This is a genomic window from Paenibacillus sp. AK121 (assembly GCF_019042715.1).
In the GTDB taxonomy this organism is placed as follows: Bacteria; Bacillota; Bacilli; order Paenibacillales; family Paenibacillaceae; genus Paenibacillus; species Paenibacillus polymyxa_C.
Window position 1 is genome coordinate 346,263 of the sequence record NZ_JAHPJM010000001.1, and the last position, 17,223, is coordinate 363,485.

Annotated in this window: 18 protein-coding genes and 1 pseudogene; 16 read left to right on the top strand and 3 right to left on the bottom strand. The window is 39.1% G+C overall.

What is annotated here, in order from left to right:
- The first annotated feature begins 51 nt into the window (after window positions 1-51).
- The 7 genes and pseudogenes from KSP24_RS01540 (at window position 52) to KSP24_RS01570 (ending at window position 6,628) form a co-directional block, all read left to right on the top strand.
- Window positions 52-1,776: a helix-turn-helix domain-containing protein gene (locus tag KSP24_RS01540; protein WP_064962028.1), complete on the top strand. Its 1,725-nt coding sequence runs from the start codon at window positions 52-54 to the stop codon at window positions 1,774-1,776.
- A gap of 770 nt (window positions 1,777-2,546) precedes the next feature.
- Window positions 2,547-2,897, top strand: coding sequence for a hypothetical protein (locus KSP24_RS01545; protein ID WP_064962030.1), 351 nt, complete (start codon window positions 2,547-2,549; stop codon window positions 2,895-2,897).
- A gap of 220 nt (window positions 2,898-3,117) precedes the next feature.
- Window positions 3,118-3,486 (top strand): hypothetical protein, encoded by a 369-nt coding sequence (locus tag KSP24_RS01550; RefSeq protein WP_064962031.1) that lies wholly within the window; start codon window positions 3,118-3,120, stop codon window positions 3,484-3,486.
- A gap of 247 nt (window positions 3,487-3,733) precedes the next feature.
- The gene (locus KSP24_RS01555; RefSeq protein ID WP_064962032.1) at window positions 3,734-3,994 is read left to right on the top strand and encodes a hypothetical protein; all 261 of its coding nucleotides are present in this window, start codon (window positions 3,734-3,736) and stop codon (window positions 3,992-3,994) included.
- A gap of 164 nt (window positions 3,995-4,158) precedes the next feature.
- Window positions 4,159-5,214, top strand: coding sequence for an ankyrin repeat domain-containing protein (locus tag KSP24_RS01560; protein ID WP_064962033.1), 1,056 nt, complete (start codon window positions 4,159-4,161; stop codon window positions 5,212-5,214).
- A 450-nt stretch (window positions 5,215-5,664) separates the two neighbouring features.
- Window positions 5,665-6,058, top strand: a pseudogene (locus KSP24_RS25540) (GNAT family N-acetyltransferase).
- A 114-nt stretch (window positions 6,059-6,172) separates the two neighbouring features.
- The gene (locus tag KSP24_RS01570) at window positions 6,173-6,628 is read left to right on the top strand and encodes an NUDIX hydrolase (RefSeq protein WP_064962034.1); all 456 of its coding nucleotides are present in this window, start codon (window positions 6,173-6,175) and stop codon (window positions 6,626-6,628) included.
- Between the two features lie 234 nt (window positions 6,629-6,862).
- Here KSP24_RS01570 and KSP24_RS01575 read toward each other — a convergent pair whose 3' ends face one another.
- Window positions 6,863-7,612: an SDR family oxidoreductase gene (locus KSP24_RS01575; RefSeq protein ID WP_064962035.1), complete on the bottom strand. Its 750-nt coding sequence runs from the start codon at window positions 7,610-7,612 to the stop codon at window positions 6,863-6,865.
- 239 nt (window positions 7,613-7,851) lie between these two features.
- On the opposite strand from KSP24_RS01575, the gene KSP24_RS01580 reads away from it, so the two are divergent.
- The 9 genes from KSP24_RS01580 (at window position 7,852) to KSP24_RS01620 (ending at window position 14,991) form a co-directional block, all read left to right on the top strand.
- Window positions 7,852-8,421 carry a TetR/AcrR family transcriptional regulator gene (locus KSP24_RS01580; protein WP_064962036.1) on the top strand — a complete coding sequence of 190 codons (570 nt, stop codon included), beginning with the start codon at window positions 7,852-7,854 and terminating at the stop codon, window positions 8,419-8,421.
- A 523-nt stretch (window positions 8,422-8,944) separates the two neighbouring features.
- Window positions 8,945-9,394, top strand: a complete 450-nt coding sequence (locus tag KSP24_RS01585; RefSeq protein ID WP_216974305.1) for a GNAT family N-acetyltransferase — start codon at window positions 8,945-8,947, stop codon at window positions 9,392-9,394.
- Window positions 9,395-9,483: 89 nt separating this feature from the next.
- A complete protein-coding gene (locus KSP24_RS01590; protein WP_216974306.1) occupies window positions 9,484-9,897 on the top strand; it encodes a GNAT family N-acetyltransferase in 414 nt (137 codons plus the stop codon).
- 765 nt (window positions 9,898-10,662) lie between these two features.
- On the top strand, window positions 10,663-11,193 hold the full coding sequence (locus tag KSP24_RS01595; RefSeq protein ID WP_058829959.1) for a hypothetical protein: 531 nt from the start codon (window positions 10,663-10,665) through the stop codon (window positions 11,191-11,193).
- 559 nt (window positions 11,194-11,752) lie between these two features.
- A complete protein-coding gene (locus KSP24_RS01600) occupies window positions 11,753-11,995 on the top strand; it encodes a hypothetical protein (protein WP_254207544.1) in 243 nt (80 codons plus the stop codon).
- 101 nt (window positions 11,996-12,096) lie between these two features.
- Window positions 12,097-12,720, top strand: a complete 624-nt coding sequence (locus tag KSP24_RS01605; RefSeq protein WP_216974307.1) for a class I SAM-dependent methyltransferase — start codon at window positions 12,097-12,099, stop codon at window positions 12,718-12,720.
- Window positions 12,721-12,857: 137 nt separating this feature from the next.
- Entirely contained in the window at window positions 12,858-13,226 is a 369-nt protein-coding gene (locus tag KSP24_RS01610; RefSeq protein WP_216974308.1) for a hypothetical protein, read from the top strand.
- Between the two features lie 92 nt (window positions 13,227-13,318).
- Complete coding sequence (locus tag KSP24_RS01615; RefSeq protein ID WP_216974309.1) at window positions 13,319-13,915, top strand: YdeI/OmpD-associated family protein; 597 nt, start codon at window positions 13,319-13,321, stop codon at window positions 13,913-13,915.
- Window positions 13,916-13,986: 71 nt separating this feature from the next.
- On the top strand, window positions 13,987-14,991 hold the full coding sequence (locus KSP24_RS01620; RefSeq protein WP_216974310.1) for a phosphotransferase enzyme family protein: 1,005 nt from the start codon (window positions 13,987-13,989) through the stop codon (window positions 14,989-14,991).
- A 143-nt stretch (window positions 14,992-15,134) separates the two neighbouring features.
- Here KSP24_RS01620 and KSP24_RS01625 read toward each other — a convergent pair whose 3' ends face one another.
- Both KSP24_RS01625 and KSP24_RS01630 read right to left on the bottom strand, forming a co-directional pair.
- Window positions 15,135-15,998: a sulfurtransferase gene (locus KSP24_RS01625; protein WP_216974311.1), complete on the bottom strand. Its 864-nt coding sequence runs from the start codon at window positions 15,996-15,998 to the stop codon at window positions 15,135-15,137.
- A gap of 74 nt (window positions 15,999-16,072) precedes the next feature.
- Complete coding sequence (locus tag KSP24_RS01630; RefSeq protein WP_216974312.1) at window positions 16,073-17,017, bottom strand: DMT family transporter; 945 nt, start codon at window positions 17,015-17,017, stop codon at window positions 16,073-16,075.
- Window positions 17,018-17,223: the final 206 nt, after the last annotated feature.

The window sequence follows — 17,223 nt, forward strand, 5'->3', positions numbered from 1 at the left end:
AGTCATGCGAGTCACTCTAGCAAAGGATGCTATTGTCAGGAGATGAGAGAAATGCCGCTACAAGAACAGACAAGTCTATGGAGTGATACAACGATCAAGATGCTTGACGAGTATAGCGGTACTTTGCAGACAGGCAGTGTTCTTCGCGAAACGGAATTAACTTCGAATGTGTTGTTGCTGGCATATGGAGGGGAAGGGGAGCTTGCAATGAATGGTGAGGTTTGCCACATTGGAGCTTCTTTTGCTGGTCATGTTGTTAAGGGGACATCCTTAACGCTGACGGCCAGATCAGACGACATTTATTATATCGTGATCATGTACAAGGCTTCTTCTATGGAGGGAGCCTCTCTTGTTTTGCCTTCATATCGCAAACACCCGTTACGCACTTCATTTGTGCAAAATTCGGTAACCCAAGCAGAATGGATCGAGAATGCAGAAAAAATCGTTGCCAAATGGCGTCGTGGCGAAGGGATGGAACGTTTTCATGCCAATGCGTTGCTTCAGGGTATGATCTACGAACTGATCATGGATTACGAACGTGGTCAGGGAGGAGAAGCGTCTGACATGGTGGATGTTGTCGCTTCATATATAGCGGCGCATTATCGCCGGAATCTGGAGCTTAAAGAGCTGGCAGCCCTTGCTGGATGCAGCTTAAGACAGCTGCAGCGACGATTTAAACAAGAGAAGCAGCTCGGACTGACTGAGTATGTCATTCAGTTGCGCATGGAGAGTGCATCGCGGATGCTGCGTCACACGGATGCTCCCATCGGTGAAATTGCCGACAGAATGGGCTATCGCGACATGTATTATTTCAGTAGGGCGTTTAAGAAATATTATGGCGTCCCTCCGCTGCGTTATAGGCTTGATGCCGCTTCGAAAACAGATATAGACTATGCTCATTCCTTATTTCAGCGGAACCGCACAGCTTCTTCATATGAGTCGGCCCAAGGCTCGGTGATATGCCATATGCGAGGGGAATACTATGTTATCGAATCTCCGAAGCGTATCGCTGTACTCGATGTGCAATATGCCGATCATTTGCTTGCGCTGGGGCTCTCTCCAGCAGGTAGTGTAGGACTAGGCAATGCAGTGTTACATTTCCCTCAAACGATCAGGGCAGGACTTCAGAATACTGAATTACTCGGAACATATGAGTACCCCGACCTGCTTGCAGTGGAACGACTGTCTCCGGATCTAATTATTTGCACCGAGGTGCATGAGCCGCACTATGAACAGTTAAGCCGGATCGCTCCAGTTCTCATGTTTAAGCGCAATGAAAACTGGCAGACTATTCTGACTCTGTTCGGTGAACTGACAGGCAAACGAGAAGAGGCAAAGCGTATTATAGCGGATTATCACCGACGAACCACATTGCTGTCCGAAGAACTTGCTCCCGTTCTGGCAGGCAAGAGCGTGGCACTGATCCGTCCGCTGGATTCTCTGGTTCGCGTGCATTCTGCCTCTCATCGTACAGGGGCTGTGCTGTACCATGATCTAGGTCTGCCTGTCCCGTCATTTGTGGCAGATACCTCCGACACGGCCTATCACATCTCAGTTGACAGACTACCGGCTGTACATGCTAGCCATTACTTCTTGCTTAGCCATGAACTCATGCAGGAGGGAATATCCGCAACAGAGCAATGTGTCTGGGGAATGCTTGATACCGTTGAGCGCCAGCACATACACTCGGTCGATGCCGCGACATGGATCGGCTGTTATGGACCCACAGGCATCAATGGCATTGTGGATCAGATCGCTCAGGCTTTGTTGGCTTGATGGGAGAAGAAGTTGCTACTTGTGCGCATAGAGATTTTAACAGGAACTAAAGACAGTTCATCTTTGCCTTATGTCATAGAGGGAAAGTTGAACTGTTTTTTTATGGCCAATCCATCAGATAACATCATATCCACGCATCGGAGCCTGGCGGTTCCTCGGTCCGGCAAAGAGGATTGCCAGGGAGGGGCAGGCGGACACATACGCACGGCGGCCGCTCATTTCGTTCGCATAAGTCAGAGGGACATCGTGAACACAGAAGCGTTATATGCTAGAAATGATGGACAACAAATAGAATAAAAGAAAAATGCAAGAAAATAAATGAGAACGCTTGTTTGTGAAAGTGAACACAGGTAAAATATAGATACAATTGACTCTTGGGTGGGTATGGTTTTCCTTCGAAAAGTGAGACCATGGAAGTAAAAGATGCGATGACTCTAATGTTACTATTTTGGACATCTATTCTTGCATTTTTAACATGCATCAATAACGACAAGAGAAGGTAAAAAATCACCTAAAGGTTAAGAGCCGAAGGGGGGGATTACATGAGACTTAGAAGGGAATAAACCCTCCAAGCCAATTGTACTGACTAGATGTTGACCGTACTTGGTCTTTCATTAAGGGTGTACTAACAGATGAAAAAAGATGAATCAAAGAAAAAATTAGATAAGTGAAGTGAAAAGCAAGTTAGTAAGCAAACTCATATGCGAAATACTATGCAACAATTTTAAAAATCTATTAAAACAAAGATAAGAAAATGAGGGATATGCCCAATGACATTACAGGACTTATTTAATGAAAAACCAACTCAATTGTGGAACAAAAGAATGGTTGAATACGGAGATGACCTTTTTACGGAAGAGAGATTATTAATGTGTGATAAAGTCCTGGATAACTATCTAAACCAATTAATATTATTACAAGAAACTAAACATCCTGAAAGTATTATGAAGGCTGTAGAAGAAATTGTAATTACGTTTAATGAATTGAATGGAAAGAACGACTATTTTATTGAAACGATGGAACGTGAAGAACTGGCTGAATTTATAGACAAGGCAGCAAGACTAGCTGGATTAGAAATTGAGGAGGATCAAGATATTACAGAAGAATGGAGAGAATGGTGATGGTGAATTATACAGGATTTTTAAGTAGATTCAATGAAGTAATGGTACTTTGCATAACATCACATTCAAGCATCGTCGCATTCGCTCCTTGGTCGGCAGAAGTTGAGAAGCCATGAAGTAGAATCAGCCGAACCTATCCGGCATACGCCGGACGTCTTGAATTCAGAAACGTTACGTGAAATCAGCTAGGTATAAAAGATTATATTTAGGAGCAAGTACTATGGAGCGAATTTACAAGCATATCAAGGAATACACAGATCAGGAAATAAAAGATATTTTAACTCGTCAAGAAGTAGAAGAACTTCTATATTTACCACTTTCAGTTGGAATGTATCATCACAATTGGAAGTTTGCTCAAGATATATGTCTTAAATCAGCACAACATGATAATCCAAATGTAAGAGCGAATTCTGTATTGGGATTAGCACATATAGCAAGAACTAAAAAACAGTTAGATAAAAGACTAGTAAAACCAATCATTTTGAAAGAATTAAAAAATAATATAGAACATAAAGGAATAATATTAGATGCTATAAGTGATATAAATTTATTCATGAAGTGGGAACTAGCAAGGAAGCATAATTATTAGTTGGCTCGAAGAAGAACTGACCTCATATAACATCGCATCTACGCTGCGGGCGTTGCCCTTGATTCACTAGAAGTGGAAAGCAGAGAAGCCGGGATCAACTCACAACCCTGCGAAGCTAAGTCCGTTGGAACCGGCACTTTGCGCCTTAAGCCTCTCGGATTCGTAGATACAAGAACGTTATGTGAAAGGGAAGCAAAAATCAGTTTTTAAAACAGCTAAAAAAATCCAAAAGAGGGGGGATAGTACAATGAAGTTTAGCTATAAGAATTTCTCCTGTGACACTGAGATTTATTACAAAGATAAGGACATAATAGTTAGATTTTTCGATAGCTCCAAAGAACAAGAAGAAGATGACATAATTGACCCTGGGTATGGCTATCTTTGTTTGAAATATAAAGGAGATGCAGCACTCTTAAGTGGATTTCTAGATGAAGATGTTTTCTCATCAGATGACTATATAGATGCAGCAATTAGTTTTATTGAAGTCTTAAGTAATTCCGTCGTATAACATAATATTCAAGCACGACTCCTTCGGAGCCTTGGTCTACGAGATGGATTTCAGAGCGCAATTTTTATTAATACTACAGAAATTAAAAAAAAGATGGTAAAATGTGGAGTTTGCATGGTGATGAAGAAAATTTATAAACTCTGACATAAGGAGAGAAAATACATATGGGTAAGAAGAAAAAAAACCTACCGAAAAATTTTGATGAACTAATTAATGTAGGTGACATATCAGCACTAAAAGAGGTATTTACCCGATGCGAATTGGATGCCCGTGGCGGTTCTAGTAAATCAACAGCCTTGTGCTTTTACCAAGTACCGAATGAATTGGTTCGCTGGCTCGTGGAACAGGGTGCTGATATAAATGCTAGAGACAATTACGGAAAAACGCCTTTGCACAAACATGTAATGAGTTGGTGTGGTAATACTGAGTTGCTGCTTGATTTGGGTGCAGATGTAGAAGCCGTTGATTATCAAAACGAGACTCCTTTATTTGCCGCTGCAGGTTCATTTAAACCAAAGGTGGTTTACACGTTGGTTACTAAAGGCGCAAATATCAGCGCAAAAAATAAGATGGGACAGACTCCATTAGAGAAAGCTTTGGCATTGTGCAAAAACGCGGATATTGTCAATACGGCGGAAGTTGCCGATATTTTGCTTAACGCTGGAACAACTGTAACGCCGGAAATGAAAGATTCTATTAAGCGAATCGGAAATAACTTTGAATTTCACAGAGAAGGCTTTAATAAAGAATATTTGAATCAAACCGATGAGGCACTTTTACGTCTATATGAGCTATTTGATGTTCCCCCAGTAGAGAAGCGAAAGACGCACGACGGCGTCTCTTCAATAATAGTATCAACAAAAGGATGGCAGGCGCAACATAATGAACTCTGGAGTTTACTAATTCCTTCAAAGGGACATGCGAAAACCGTACAAGGTGAGGTTATCCGTATTACTGGTAAAGTGTCATACGAAATTTTAGATAATAGTGGTATTAACTGGGATAACCAATATCGTAAAATGCTCAATAGTTTGATACATTACTTTAGCTTGGGTACACCATTAAATCCCGCTTCACTTAAGGAAGCAGTAACATTAGTGAAAGAACTTCATAACGGAAATGGTAGTGATGAACCTGCGAGACTGTGTGAACTGGCAGTGCATTGGGTACTCAGCAATCCGAATCCTATTACTTTGGAAGAGCCTGAATATAAGCGATAATATAGTTCGAATTATCACCGTATATAATAAGCTTTTTTACGCAAATACATTCCCTTTTTCTAAGCACTTTCTAACTAAGAAAGAGGGATATTATTTTAATTCAATACAATAAGAAATGTAAAGAACCAAGTAAATAAAGTAATTAATGAAGTGCGTTGTAGAGTAACTCGAAGAAGGCAATCATTATCTGATAACAATATGTTCACGCTTCGAGGCTTAGGCCCCTTGGTCTGCTGGAGACATTTCGAAGAAAATCGTATCAGGCTGACAACCCTGCACCACTTAGCTGCATCGCAGCCAGTCGCTCTTCTCCTTTAAGGTGTTGAGGATTCGTGAATACAAGATCGTTAGACGAAACCCGTGCAAGAAAAAAAATGGAGGTATGTTTGGTGCTGACATTAGGAAAAGCTAGAGAAAACTAGAAAAAATGATGCACAAAAACTTGCTGAAATACAAAAGGCCAGTTTTGAGGATGAATCAAAGCATTTTAATAATAATGAAACCGTTGAGCCAATAGAATATGACTTAAGTTGGCAAGAAGACATGATGCAAAATTGCGAATATTTCAAGGTACTCTTTAATGGAGAAATAATAGGGGGCTATGATATTTGTAGAATGTAATCAAGTGCATAATCTAGAAAGGATCTTTATTGATCCCAATTTTAAAAATCAAGGAATCGGAACAAAGGTGATGGAGAAAATTGAAAGTAAATTTCCAGACAGCACTGAATGGTGGCTGGATACTCCTAGCTGGAGTATGAAGAATCATCACTTCTATTCAAAGTGTGGGTTTACTAAGGTTAGAGAAGAAGGTAACTTATATATTTTTAAAAAGACTCTATAAACTTATTTTTGTGACTTAATCAGAGATTCACAATTATCATATAACGTTAAATTCAAGCAGTGGCTCCTAACGGAGCCTTGGTCTGTTGAAGGATCTCAAAGGGGCGTGAAGATATTGAATTACATAAAAGAATTAAGAGAGTTAGTAGGTACCCGACCTATAATTATGGCAGGAGCATGTGTGATACTCATAGATGATGTGGGACGATTACTATTGCAACAAAGAACTGATAATGGTCTATGGGGATTACCAGGAGGTTCAATGGAGCCTGGTGAGAGTATGAAGGAGGTTGCAAGCCGGGAACTTTTTGAAGAGGTAGGCTTAGAAGCTGAAGAGTTAGAATTACTTGATATATTTTCAGGCCCGGAACTTTACTATCGATATCCTCATGGAGATGAAGTATATAACGTAGTTGCAGCTTATATATGTAAAGAATACAGTGGAATAATTAGAGGTGATGGAAATGAAGTACAAGATGTACAATTTTTTGATTTAAACAAGATACCCAATCAAATAAGTCCTCCTGACCTACCGATAATAACAAGATTTTTAAATGAAGTAAGATCATGAAAATATAAATCGAGGATGTCCCCGACATCACCTAACAAAGGGCTGCTTGAACTTCGGGAATACCCAACATTATGTGAAATCAACAAAATTATTTAAGAGGTAAACATGGGTGGGACTGCTTGGCGTTTTTTCTTACTTCACGAGCAAGTTGCAATAAAAATGAACATGAAGTAGACGGAACTGAGTGTTTACCTCATGTTCGCCTAAATTTTTGAGAATTGAATTACAGATGGATCAATGGATCTTTGGAGGTTCAGAATTCATCGTATCGTTAAGCTGGGTCACAAAAACACCTTCGTTCGGGCCAGGGTTATTTCGAAACATTTTCGCTTCTTCCACCAGAACTTCGTCTGTATCCTTGCCAAGTATCTTTATTGTTGCATCAATGAATGAATCAAGTGGCATCGCACGCGGTTCAACGTTGTTGCTTTGAACCCATGGGGGCACAATTTCTATTACTTTTACCGATGTGTCTTTAAGCATGTACCTTTGGGACAGCGTATAGGTATGAAGTGCTGCCTTCGTCGCGGAGTATATAGCAGTTGTCGCTAATGGTACAAATCCAAGTATCGAAGTCGTGTTGATGACAACCGCTTCTTCTTTGGCCTTCAAATGCTCGATGAATGCAGAAGTCAACCGAATGGGACCTAGCAAGTTTGTAGTGACAGTCGAAATCAAAACATCCTCATCGATCACGCCCGCCGCGTCATCGGACTGTATGATGCCGGCGTTGTTAATCAAGACATTAACATCCGGGTATTCTTCGATTAACTGCTTGGCGGTCGCCTTTATGCTGGCAGGATCTTGTACATTCAATTCCACTGCGGACATGCCGGGATTCGCTTTAATCGTCTCCTCCAGACGCTCTTTACGTCGACCGGAGATAATAACTTTATTTCCAAGATTGTGGAGAGCTTCTGCTAACGCACGTCCAATTCCCGAACCGCCGCCTGTAATAAAAATCGTGTTTCCTGTAAGTTTCAATTTTTAAACCTCCTAATTCAATATGATTTAAATCATTCAAAAGATTGTACAACAATAGATTTCATGATTACAGCTCCTCTAGAATTGAACATATGTTGAATCATCAACATAAATTTTATAAAGTGAATGTATCAGAGCGGTATGTGGGGTTCAATGGTTAAAACAAGCGTGGTTGTTGATTTTTCAACAGAGGACTTCGAAATGTTCATTTTTTCGGATGGTACAAAGGGGAGAAGGATATGGACAGGCGTATTCAAAAATCGAGGCAAGCCATTATTGATGCTTTTATGAGGCTGATGTCAGAAAAGGAATTCGAGAGAATTACGATCAATCAAATTGCGGAGGAAGCGAATATCAATCGCGGAACGGTTTATTTGCATTTCGCTGATAAGTACGATCTGCGCGATCAATGCATGGAAGCTCAAATTAAAGAGTTACTACGCAATTGTATGTCTGAAGATAACTTCTTTCATCTCCCTTCCAAAACCGCACTACTGCGTACGTTTGAATATTTGGAGCAGCATGCTTCATTCTACTCTATAATGCTGACGAACAAGGGAAGTACGGTTTTTCGAAACCAAATAGAGACAATGTTCCGGCAAAGTCTGTGCGAGCATCTGGATTCGATCAACCTCGATCAGGATATGAACAGGGACATTACGGTGCAATTTTTAATTTCAGCGGCAGTGGGAGTATTGGAATGGTGGATTACCCGTTCGATGCCGTATCCGGCATCGGTCATAGTTGAACAATTTTGGAAATTGCTGAATTGTGGTGTCGAGGGAAACGAACCAACATCGTCCATTTGAGTCTCTAAATTTGAGGCTTTTTTGAGACTGGCACCCATAATGAAGCGAATTCAAGTTGCATCTCTAATGGAGCCTCGGTCTGCGAGTTGGGTTTCGAAGAGGGATTTCAGCAGACAGACCCTTTGGGTTCATGAATACAGAAACGCTATCAGAAATTCTTGAATTACTAAAAACATAATAATTAGATCTCAAAAGTACTAAAAACTATAGTATAAAGAACACGAAAGATCTGAGGTCATTTTATGAATATACTCTTTGCCAATTATGGGATTAATATAATTCGAAGAGATGCATATGACTAATAATCAAACTACAAAATGAAAAAAGACCATATAAGAAATTTCGCTAATAAAAAAATTGCAGATTGATTTTGAATGCATAGTGAAGAAGTTCGGTAACTTCTGATAACATAATATTCAAGCATAAGAATCCTCACGAAGCCTTGACCTGCTGGGATGGAGTTCGAGGAGGCGTTTCAACAGACAACCCTGGAAAAAATAAAAAGACAATGGAGGTATGTTGGGTGCTGACATTAGAAAAAGCTAGAAAAAATGATGCTCAAAAACTTGCTGAAATACAAAAGGCCAGTTTTGAGGATGAATCAAAGTATTTTAATACTAACGGAACCGTTGGGCCTATAGGATATGACTCCATAAGTTGGCAAGAAGAGATGATGCAAAATTGCGAATACTTCAAGGTACTCTTTAATGGAGAAATAATCGGGGGAGCTATGATATTTGTAGAATGTAATCAAGTGCATAATCTAGGAAGGATCTTTATTGATCCAAATTTTAAAAATCAAGGAATCGGAACGAAGATGATGGAGAAAATTGAAAGTGAATTTCCAGATAGCACTGAATGGTGGCTGGATACTCCTAGCTGGAGTGTGAAGAATCATCACTTTTATTCAAATTGTGGGTTTACTAAGGTTAGAGAAGAAGGTGACTTATACATTTTTAAAAAGACTTTATAAACTTATGTAATGTACAAACGTTATGATACATCAGTGCTAAGGGTTACCAAGAAGATATTCAATGAAAAGTGTGAAAGGGAGGACTTACAATGCAGATTGATTTTGCAATTGAATCAGATTATGAGTATATCTCGTTAAGAGACAAGCACATACATAAGACACTGATAAGACCCAAAATAAAAGAAAATGAAATCCTAATAATCAGAAAATACAATCAAGAAATAGGTTGGATGAGATACGGATTTTTCTGGGACAACACACCATTTATGAATATGATATGGATAGATGAGGAGTATAGAGGAACAGGTATTGGTAAAAAAGTTGTCCAGTATTGGGAAGAATTAATGAAACAAAAAGGATTTGAAATGGTTATGACCTCAACACAATCGAATGAAGGAGCTCAACATTTTTATAGGAAGCTTAGATATAGAGATGCTGGATGCTTAATGCTTGAGAATGAACCTCTAGAAATAATATTGACAAAGGAGTTGAACAAAAATTAACGTTGAGGAAATCAATGTAAAAAGCATTTTAAGAAGAGAGTGCTAATATATGTGGTGTATTTCTTCCAATATAGAACTAAAAAAGGCATTGACTTTAAAATACTACAGAGATTTTTTAATAGAGTAATCCAGAATAGACGAGATCAAATAATATTAAACAAGAATTGAAGAATATATTAAATAAGAACTAGAGGTATCACATAACATCGTTTTTCTGAAAGTGAAAGTCAGGTGGACAATCCTGCGAGGCTAAGAACCGAAGCTAGCCAGTCGCTACGCTTCTTTAAGCTTCTCGAGTTCAGGAACACAAGAACCCTATTAGACATAATTGCCGATAAAGTAATGTTGAGGTGAATGATGAAAGCATTTCGAAAAAAAGCAATCCCAATCATTGTTAGACATTATCAATTCATTTGCATTGTTGACGAGAAACCTTATGAGGTATTGTTTCGACTGGAAAGAATGTTATTAGACTAACTTATATAGACCTTTAATAAAATCCATATTAATTGAATATTGTATAAAGCTTGGTTGGATATATGATAAACCGAAGCAAATTCTAAGAATAAAGGACAGTAGAAAAATTGTTCAAGAACTATCATTAAGGGATTATGATTACAAATAAATGTTGGCATTTTCATGCGAAGCAATTTTGTCTATGATTAAGAGAATTGCTTATAGATAGTTGATTGAGAATTTTAAACAGCTCTAAGGCGAGGATCATAAAGGGCTGATTTTGTAAGTTGAAAAGTGTTGGAGGATAGTATGGCGAACACCATTTCATTACCAAAACAATTAAATGATGTAGTTGAGCCCATAGGTATGTCAAATGGATTAACATCAGTCTTTATTGAAGTTCTAGCTATTAGTGGATCACTACTAGCTAAAACGAATCGAGAAAAAGAATTAATTATTTGGCTAGCACAAAGGGACCAGTCTGTAGTTGGAATAGGAACAGTTGGTTTTGATATTGATGAAATGCCTTGGACTATAGACTCTTTTGAAAGTGAGAAAGATTTTATACTAGATACTATTTCAAACGCAGCAGATGGCTTAGGGTGGGAGAAATTAAGCTATAAACCACGGCAAGATTGGGTTGTTAATTGTTTGAATCAATTTGGCTTAATGATTAATGCATTCAATAAAGAAGATGTTGACATAAATAATTATACAGAATGGTCAGAGATTGAAGAGGGGGATGATAACCCTACAATTCCAAGAGGGTATCCTAAATGCGAAAAACATGATATCTATTTAAATTGTCATGGATGTATACTTTGCAATAATGGAAGCTGAATTAAGGACTGTAGGTATTTCATGAAGATGGTAACAATCATATAACATAATATTCATGCTTTGGGTCATGCAGAGCTCTTGGTTTGCCAGAGAGATTTTAAAGAAGCCAGAGCAGACAGCGACCCCTGAGGGGGACATGAATACAGAAATGTTAGGTGAAATATGGTGGTCATACAACAAGTTCAGGGAGAAACCATGAAAATATCCTTAAATAAAGTAGATGAAAATAGACTTGATGTGCTGTCAGTAGATATGGAAATTGACATAAGAAAAGAATACAAAAATATAACAAGACATTCTGGGCGAATGGTCCATGTTATTAATTGGAGGATAGCTTTATATATAAACGCAATTCAATTGCATCACTTGAGAATGCAGCATCCAATAAAGTTATTCAAAAAAGTAATTTTAAGTTTGTAGGAGAGATAAAAATAGATGCTGAAAGATGTAATCATTATAGAATTCATAAAAAAATTTTTAGCAAACCCCACTTTTGGGGTTCATGAATACAAATACATTATTCTAACTAACTCAAATCTGAAAAGAGGGGTCTGAAACCATGAATGAGAAGTCGCAGTTACTAGAGGAGTTCAAGGAATGGATATGTTTTGTTTCTGAGATTCGTGAAATGGATTGGCAAATAAAGATTGCCGAAGATAAATGGTCAGTTCACGATATCGTAAGTCATATACTGCTGTGGGATAAATATTTTTTTGAAGCAGCCATAAATCCGATATTAAATAATATACCTTTGAAGACGACAAGTTTACTAAAGAATATGCTGACGGGGAGTTTACTGTAATATCATATTTAAAAGATTTTATCTGGCATGATCAACATCATATAAGACAGATTGATGACCTTAAAAGAAGAGCTATGTGAGTATATAGGCAGGTGAATAATATGAGAGATTATTGGAACAAAAGGTTTGCTGAAGAAGGAATGATTTGGGGTTGTGAACAAAGTCAAACTGTAACGCAGGCTATAGATTTGTTCAAAAAGAATAATGCACATCATATTTTGGTTCCTGGTGCTGGGTATGGGAGAAATACCAAGATGTTCTCTTCTTATTTTGAGGTTGATGGAATTGAGATATCTAGTTCAGCTATAAATCTAGCAAAAGAATGGGATTTAAAAACGAATTTTATTCAAGAATCGGTGTTAGAGTTTCGTACAAGCAAAAGGTATGACGGCATATATTGTTATGATTTATTACATTTATTTTTGTTAGAAGACCGAAAAAAACTGATACAGAATTGTGTGATGCATTTGAAGGAACAGGGAGTGATGTATTTTACGTGTTTTTCTGATAGCGATTTTAATAATGGTGTGGGTAGGAACGTTGAGGAAGGAACATATGAATACAAGAAAGGGAAATATGCTCACTTCTTTACTGAAGAAAATTTAATAGAACATTTTAATAATTTGAATATATTAGAAATGGGTTCCATAAGAGAATGTCTGACATATACAGAAAAACAACAAGAATATGAATTAAGATATGTAGTTGTTCAAAGTATTGGATAGCTATTGCGGGGAAGCAATTCAACAGATACATCAACCGCTTAACTGCCGCAAGTAACAGACGGACTATTAGTCCTAAAGCGCTGGGACATCATGAATACAGATCGTTATATTTAATTGGAACCGAAGGGAATAAAAAAATGAGAATGCAAGACAAACCGATAGTAAGTGTTATAGGCTTGGGATTATTTAGTCTGTCACTAGTGGTGCACATTTGTTTTAAATCAATAAGAACAATGGATGATGTAGAGATGGGTATATTATTGTCTCATGTAAATGCCATATTTCTAGTCTTTACATTGCTATGGGGAGTATTGGGTGCGGTAGAATTCTCAAGAATAATGAGTTGGAGTGAGAAAATAAAAGAAAGAGAAGTGAACGAAGAAGTAGATTTAGATAAATACAAGAAAAAAATTAAAATATATCTATGCATAAACGTAGTTTATTTATTGCTAGTTATATGTCAATTGGGTTATGTAATTTATAGATGGGATGAGGTGAACGTATAATAAATATAGCAATGTGACGGCTATTCTATAGATTTTCTGTAAATATATATACATAAACAGGATGAGCAAAAACAAATAAGGGGAGAGCTAACATGACAAGCAGAGAGGAAATAAATCCTAAAGTTGATGCATATTTAGATAAAGTGAAAAAATGGAAGGCAGAAATGGAGAAGTTGAGAGCGATCATGCTTGACTGCCAGCTCACTGAAGAATTGAAGTGGGGTAAACCATGTTACATGTTTCAGAATAGTAACATAGCTATAATACAAGGCTTTAAAGAACACTGTGCGCTTATGTTTTTCAAAGGTGCTTTGTTAAATGACCCCAATGGTATTCTAATCAAACCTGGGGAGGATACGCAGGCGGGGCGCCAGATTCGGTTCACTAATGTTGAAGGAATTGTTGAGATGGAAGCCATCTTAAAGGACTATATTAATGAAGCCATTGAAGTGGAAAAAGCCGGTTTGAAAGTGGATTTCAAAAAGAATACAGAACTCATATTTCCTGAGGAATTTCAGGCTAAATTAGATGAAGATCCTGCCTTGAAAACTGCTTTTGCTGCATTGACGCCGGGACGACAAAGAGCATACGTTATGCATTTTTCTGCGCCCAAGCAATCTAAAACTCGGGAATCAAGGATTGAAAAATGTATGCAGGACATTCTCAATGGAAAGGGATTAAACGATTGATAGAGTCAGTTGATACCGGATCATATGCAGCTGGGTACATCGAATGAATAATGTTGAAGGGAGATATTCATTTGGATATTTTTCCGTTGGAGATATCTGTACTATCTGCAGATGCACTCCGTGAGTACATTTCAAGAGAATATTTTTCTTATGCCTTACTTAAATGCCGGTTATTTTATAGAGGCATACATGACATATATAGAGTTAATGCAGACGAAAAAGAGTATTTCTTTAAGGTATACCGTAAAGGAATAAGAAGCATGGAAGAAATACAAACAGAGGTAGATTTGCTCAATCACCTAAAATTATCAGACATTGAAATTACTACACCAGTTACAAGACATGATGGAAAATTTATTTCACAGTTTAACACTGCAAATGGGATAAGGTATGGAGTACTATATACGTCTGTTGGAAAACATGAGTTTAATCAAATTGAGGAAACTGCTGAATTAAACGAGAGACTAGGTAGTTATATTGCTACAATTCATAATGCTTGGGACAAATGTGAGCTTGGAAAAAAACGATGGAATCTAGATGCTGACTCATTTATAGATAATTCTATGGATGCTATAAGGCAGTTCTCAACCATTCATGATTTTGACCTGCATTTTTTAGAGGAAGTTGCAAAGAATGTGAGCGATAAACTAGAGTGTTTGACTGTTGAAAGACCGCAATATGGTATATGTCACGGCGACATATATAGTGGGAATATCCGAGTTGACGCTAACAGCAATCCTATCCTTTTTGATTTTGATTTCTGTGGAAATGGATGGAGAGCATATGACATATCTATGTATGCTTTCCCATTTGGCATGGGATGTGACGAAACGAAATTAAAAAAGAGAGAAGAACGAAAATATCAATTCTTAAATGGATATAACAAGGTTAGAGCTATGAGCCAAAGTGAAGTAGATTCTATTGCCATCTTTATTCCCTTCAGAAGAATATTTAATATTGGCACTCTATACATTTCTTATCTTCCAAATACTTGGGGAGACTCTGCTGTCATCAAAAATGTTGATGAAGATATTAAACTGCTTCAAAAGTGGCTGGAATTAAACCCTATATTTTAATTAGTACGATAAGTTAATGGTAACCATATTCGGAAATCAACCCAGAGACCTATTGCAAAATTAAGTAAACACACTGCCGTAAGCGCCTATTCGCTTAAGGCAGTGTGTTTGTCTTTAGAACCTGTATATCTGTTAAAAATGGATCATTCCTGTCCAGTCGCCACCGGATTTTCCTCATAGCTGATCCAATCGCTCCAGCTCCCCGGATAGAGTCTCACATTACTAAATCCTGCCTCATTCAAGGCCAGGACATTTGGACAGGCAGATACGCCTGATCCGCAATATACGATGATCTCAGCGTTCTGATCAAGGTCTGAGAAATGCTGTTTTAACTGCTCTGCGTTTTTAAATGACCCCTTTTCATCCAAGACCTCTTTCCAGAAGAAATTCACCGCACCGGGGATATGCCCCGCTGCTTGATCTATAGGCTCTTCCAGTCCCAGGTAGCGCGGTCGTTCTCTGGAGTCGATCAATATAGGTGAAAAACCGATATAGGAGCCAACAGGAACAGAAGCTTCGGATATACGTTGTACTTCTTTCATACTTGTGAGCATTTGTGGCTGAATATTTGCCACAAAGGTCGAGGGAATGCGAATCGGCTGGTCTGCCGTAACGGGGAATTTTGCTTCCTTCCAAGCGCTGTAGCTTTCTTCCAGTACGTATACCTGCTCATGACCAAGGTAGCGCAGCAGCCACCAGAAGCGGGAGGCCATCATCCCCCCTTGGTCATCATAAGCGACGATGCGTGAACCTGCATTGATCCCGGCACGGCTCAGACGTGCAGCAAGTGTATCTACATCAGGTAGTGGATGGCGACCACCATGCTCGCCTAGAGGAGCGGTAAGGTCTTCTTCCAAATCGAAGTGAATCGCCCCAGGAATGTGGTCTTCATTAAATTCGGTCCGTCCAGCCCCGGCTTGTCCGAGCACGGAACGGCAGTCGGCAATGATTATGTCGGGTTCATACAATCGGGCCAACAGCCAGCGCTTAGATACGATGGATTTCATAGAGGATTCCGCCTTCCTTTTTTTAACAGTAAATTTAATCCATTGAGTATGGTTTATGAAAATGGGGTAATGAGCTAAGAGCTAGCCTTCAGGGAGCGCTCATTGTCGGGTATTTCACTTTCATGGACAACTTGCTTTTTAAAATCTGTTCCGTATCGGATAAAAACCCATACCCCGAACAGGATAAAAAAGCCTGCACCAAATTGTAAGGTAGACAGCCTTTCCCCGAGCAGCACCCAAGCCAGCAGGGAGGAAATAACGGGCTCACCGAGTACCGCCATCGACACCGCGGTGGCGTTAATGTATTTGAGTAGCCAGTTAAACAGATAGTGTCCGAACAGTGTAGGCACAATGGCAAGCAGCAGGAACAGTCCCCATTCGCGTGGGGCATATCCAGTAAAAGGTATGGCATTGACCACATTATACAGCGCAAGCGATGTGGCTGCGATGATAAAAACCCAAAAATTATAGACAAAAGCGCTCAAATGCTCGCGTAGATGCTTGCCCATCAGCATATGGATGGACACGGCTACCATACCCAAGAAGGACAGCGCATCTCCGAGCAGAGCTTGTCCTGAGACATGAAAATCCCCTGCGCCAATGGCCAGTGAGCCGACAAAGGCCATGCCCATTCCAAAGAGCATAGCGCGATTTGTGCCTGTCCGGAAAAACAAAAAAGAACCGAGCATGACAAGGATCGGTTCCAATGTCATAATAACAGTAGAGCTTGCAACGGTGGTCAGTCGCAGCGAGCCCATCCACAGCAAGAAATGCAGCCCTAGCGCGATACCGGACCAGAGGATCAGCGTCCACTGCTTGCGAGTGAGGCTGAATAGCTCGGTGCGATATTTCCAGACCAATGGCAGCATCAGCAGATTGGTCAAGTACAAACGGTACATAGCGATGACGGACACCTCGGCTTCAGACCATCTGACGAAGATCGAGGAGAACGAAATAGCAATAATACCTATGATGTACAATAATTCAAAGGAAAACGACGGTTTGTGTGCTTGATTCATGTGGCAGCTCCATCCGTATGAAAGAAATGAAATACGTTCATATTCCTTCTAACGGTATCTCGAAAATGAGGTTTAATGTAGCCTATTATACCGTACCTGGCATCCCCATGGTATTAGGATTTTGCAAAATCCTGAGAATATAATCAACGGGAGCGAGAGGAAGGATTTTAAGTGAGATGCTGCATAGAACTTTTGCTGCATAAGCT

Excerpts from the sequence above, each read along its gene's own strand:
- KSP24_RS01590 (WP_216974306.1), top strand. The coding sequence starts at position 9,484 with ATGCAGATTGATTTTGCAATTGAATCAGATTATGAGTATATCTCGTTA.
- KSP24_RS01610 (WP_216974308.1), top strand. The coding sequence starts at position 12,858 with ATGAGAATGCAAGACAAACCGATAGTAAGTGTTATAGGCTTGGGATTA.
- KSP24_RS01550 (WP_064962031.1), top strand. The coding sequence starts at position 3,118 with ATGGAGCGAATTTACAAGCATATCAAGGAATACACAGATCAGGAAATA.
- KSP24_RS01600 (WP_254207544.1), top strand. The coding sequence starts at position 11,753 with ATGAATGAGAAGTCGCAGTTACTAGAGGAGTTCAAGGAATGGATATGT.
- KSP24_RS01615 (WP_216974309.1), top strand. The coding sequence starts at position 13,319 with ATGACAAGCAGAGAGGAAATAAATCCTAAAGTTGATGCATATTTAGAT.
- KSP24_RS01560 (WP_064962033.1), top strand. The coding sequence starts at position 4,159 with ATGGGTAAGAAGAAAAAAAACCTACCGAAAAATTTTGATGAACTAATT.
- KSP24_RS01625 (WP_216974311.1), bottom strand. The coding sequence starts at position 15,998 with ATGAAATCCATCGTATCTAAGCGCTGGCTGTTGGCCCGATTGTATGAA.
- KSP24_RS01580 (WP_064962036.1), top strand. The coding sequence starts at position 7,852 with ATGGACAGGCGTATTCAAAAATCGAGGCAAGCCATTATTGATGCTTTT.
- KSP24_RS01595 (WP_058829959.1), top strand. The coding sequence starts at position 10,663 with ATGGCGAACACCATTTCATTACCAAAACAATTAAATGATGTAGTTGAG.
- KSP24_RS01540 (WP_064962028.1), top strand. The coding sequence starts at position 52 with ATGCCGCTACAAGAACAGACAAGTCTATGGAGTGATACAACGATCAAG.
- KSP24_RS01555 (WP_064962032.1), top strand. The coding sequence starts at position 3,734 with ATGAAGTTTAGCTATAAGAATTTCTCCTGTGACACTGAGATTTATTAC.
- KSP24_RS01545 (WP_064962030.1), top strand. The coding sequence starts at position 2,547 with ATGACATTACAGGACTTATTTAATGAAAAACCAACTCAATTGTGGAAC.
- KSP24_RS01630 (WP_216974312.1), bottom strand. The coding sequence starts at position 17,017 with ATGAATCAAGCACACAAACCGTCGTTTTCCTTTGAATTATTGTACATC.
- KSP24_RS01605 (WP_216974307.1), top strand. The coding sequence starts at position 12,097 with ATGAGAGATTATTGGAACAAAAGGTTTGCTGAAGAAGGAATGATTTGG.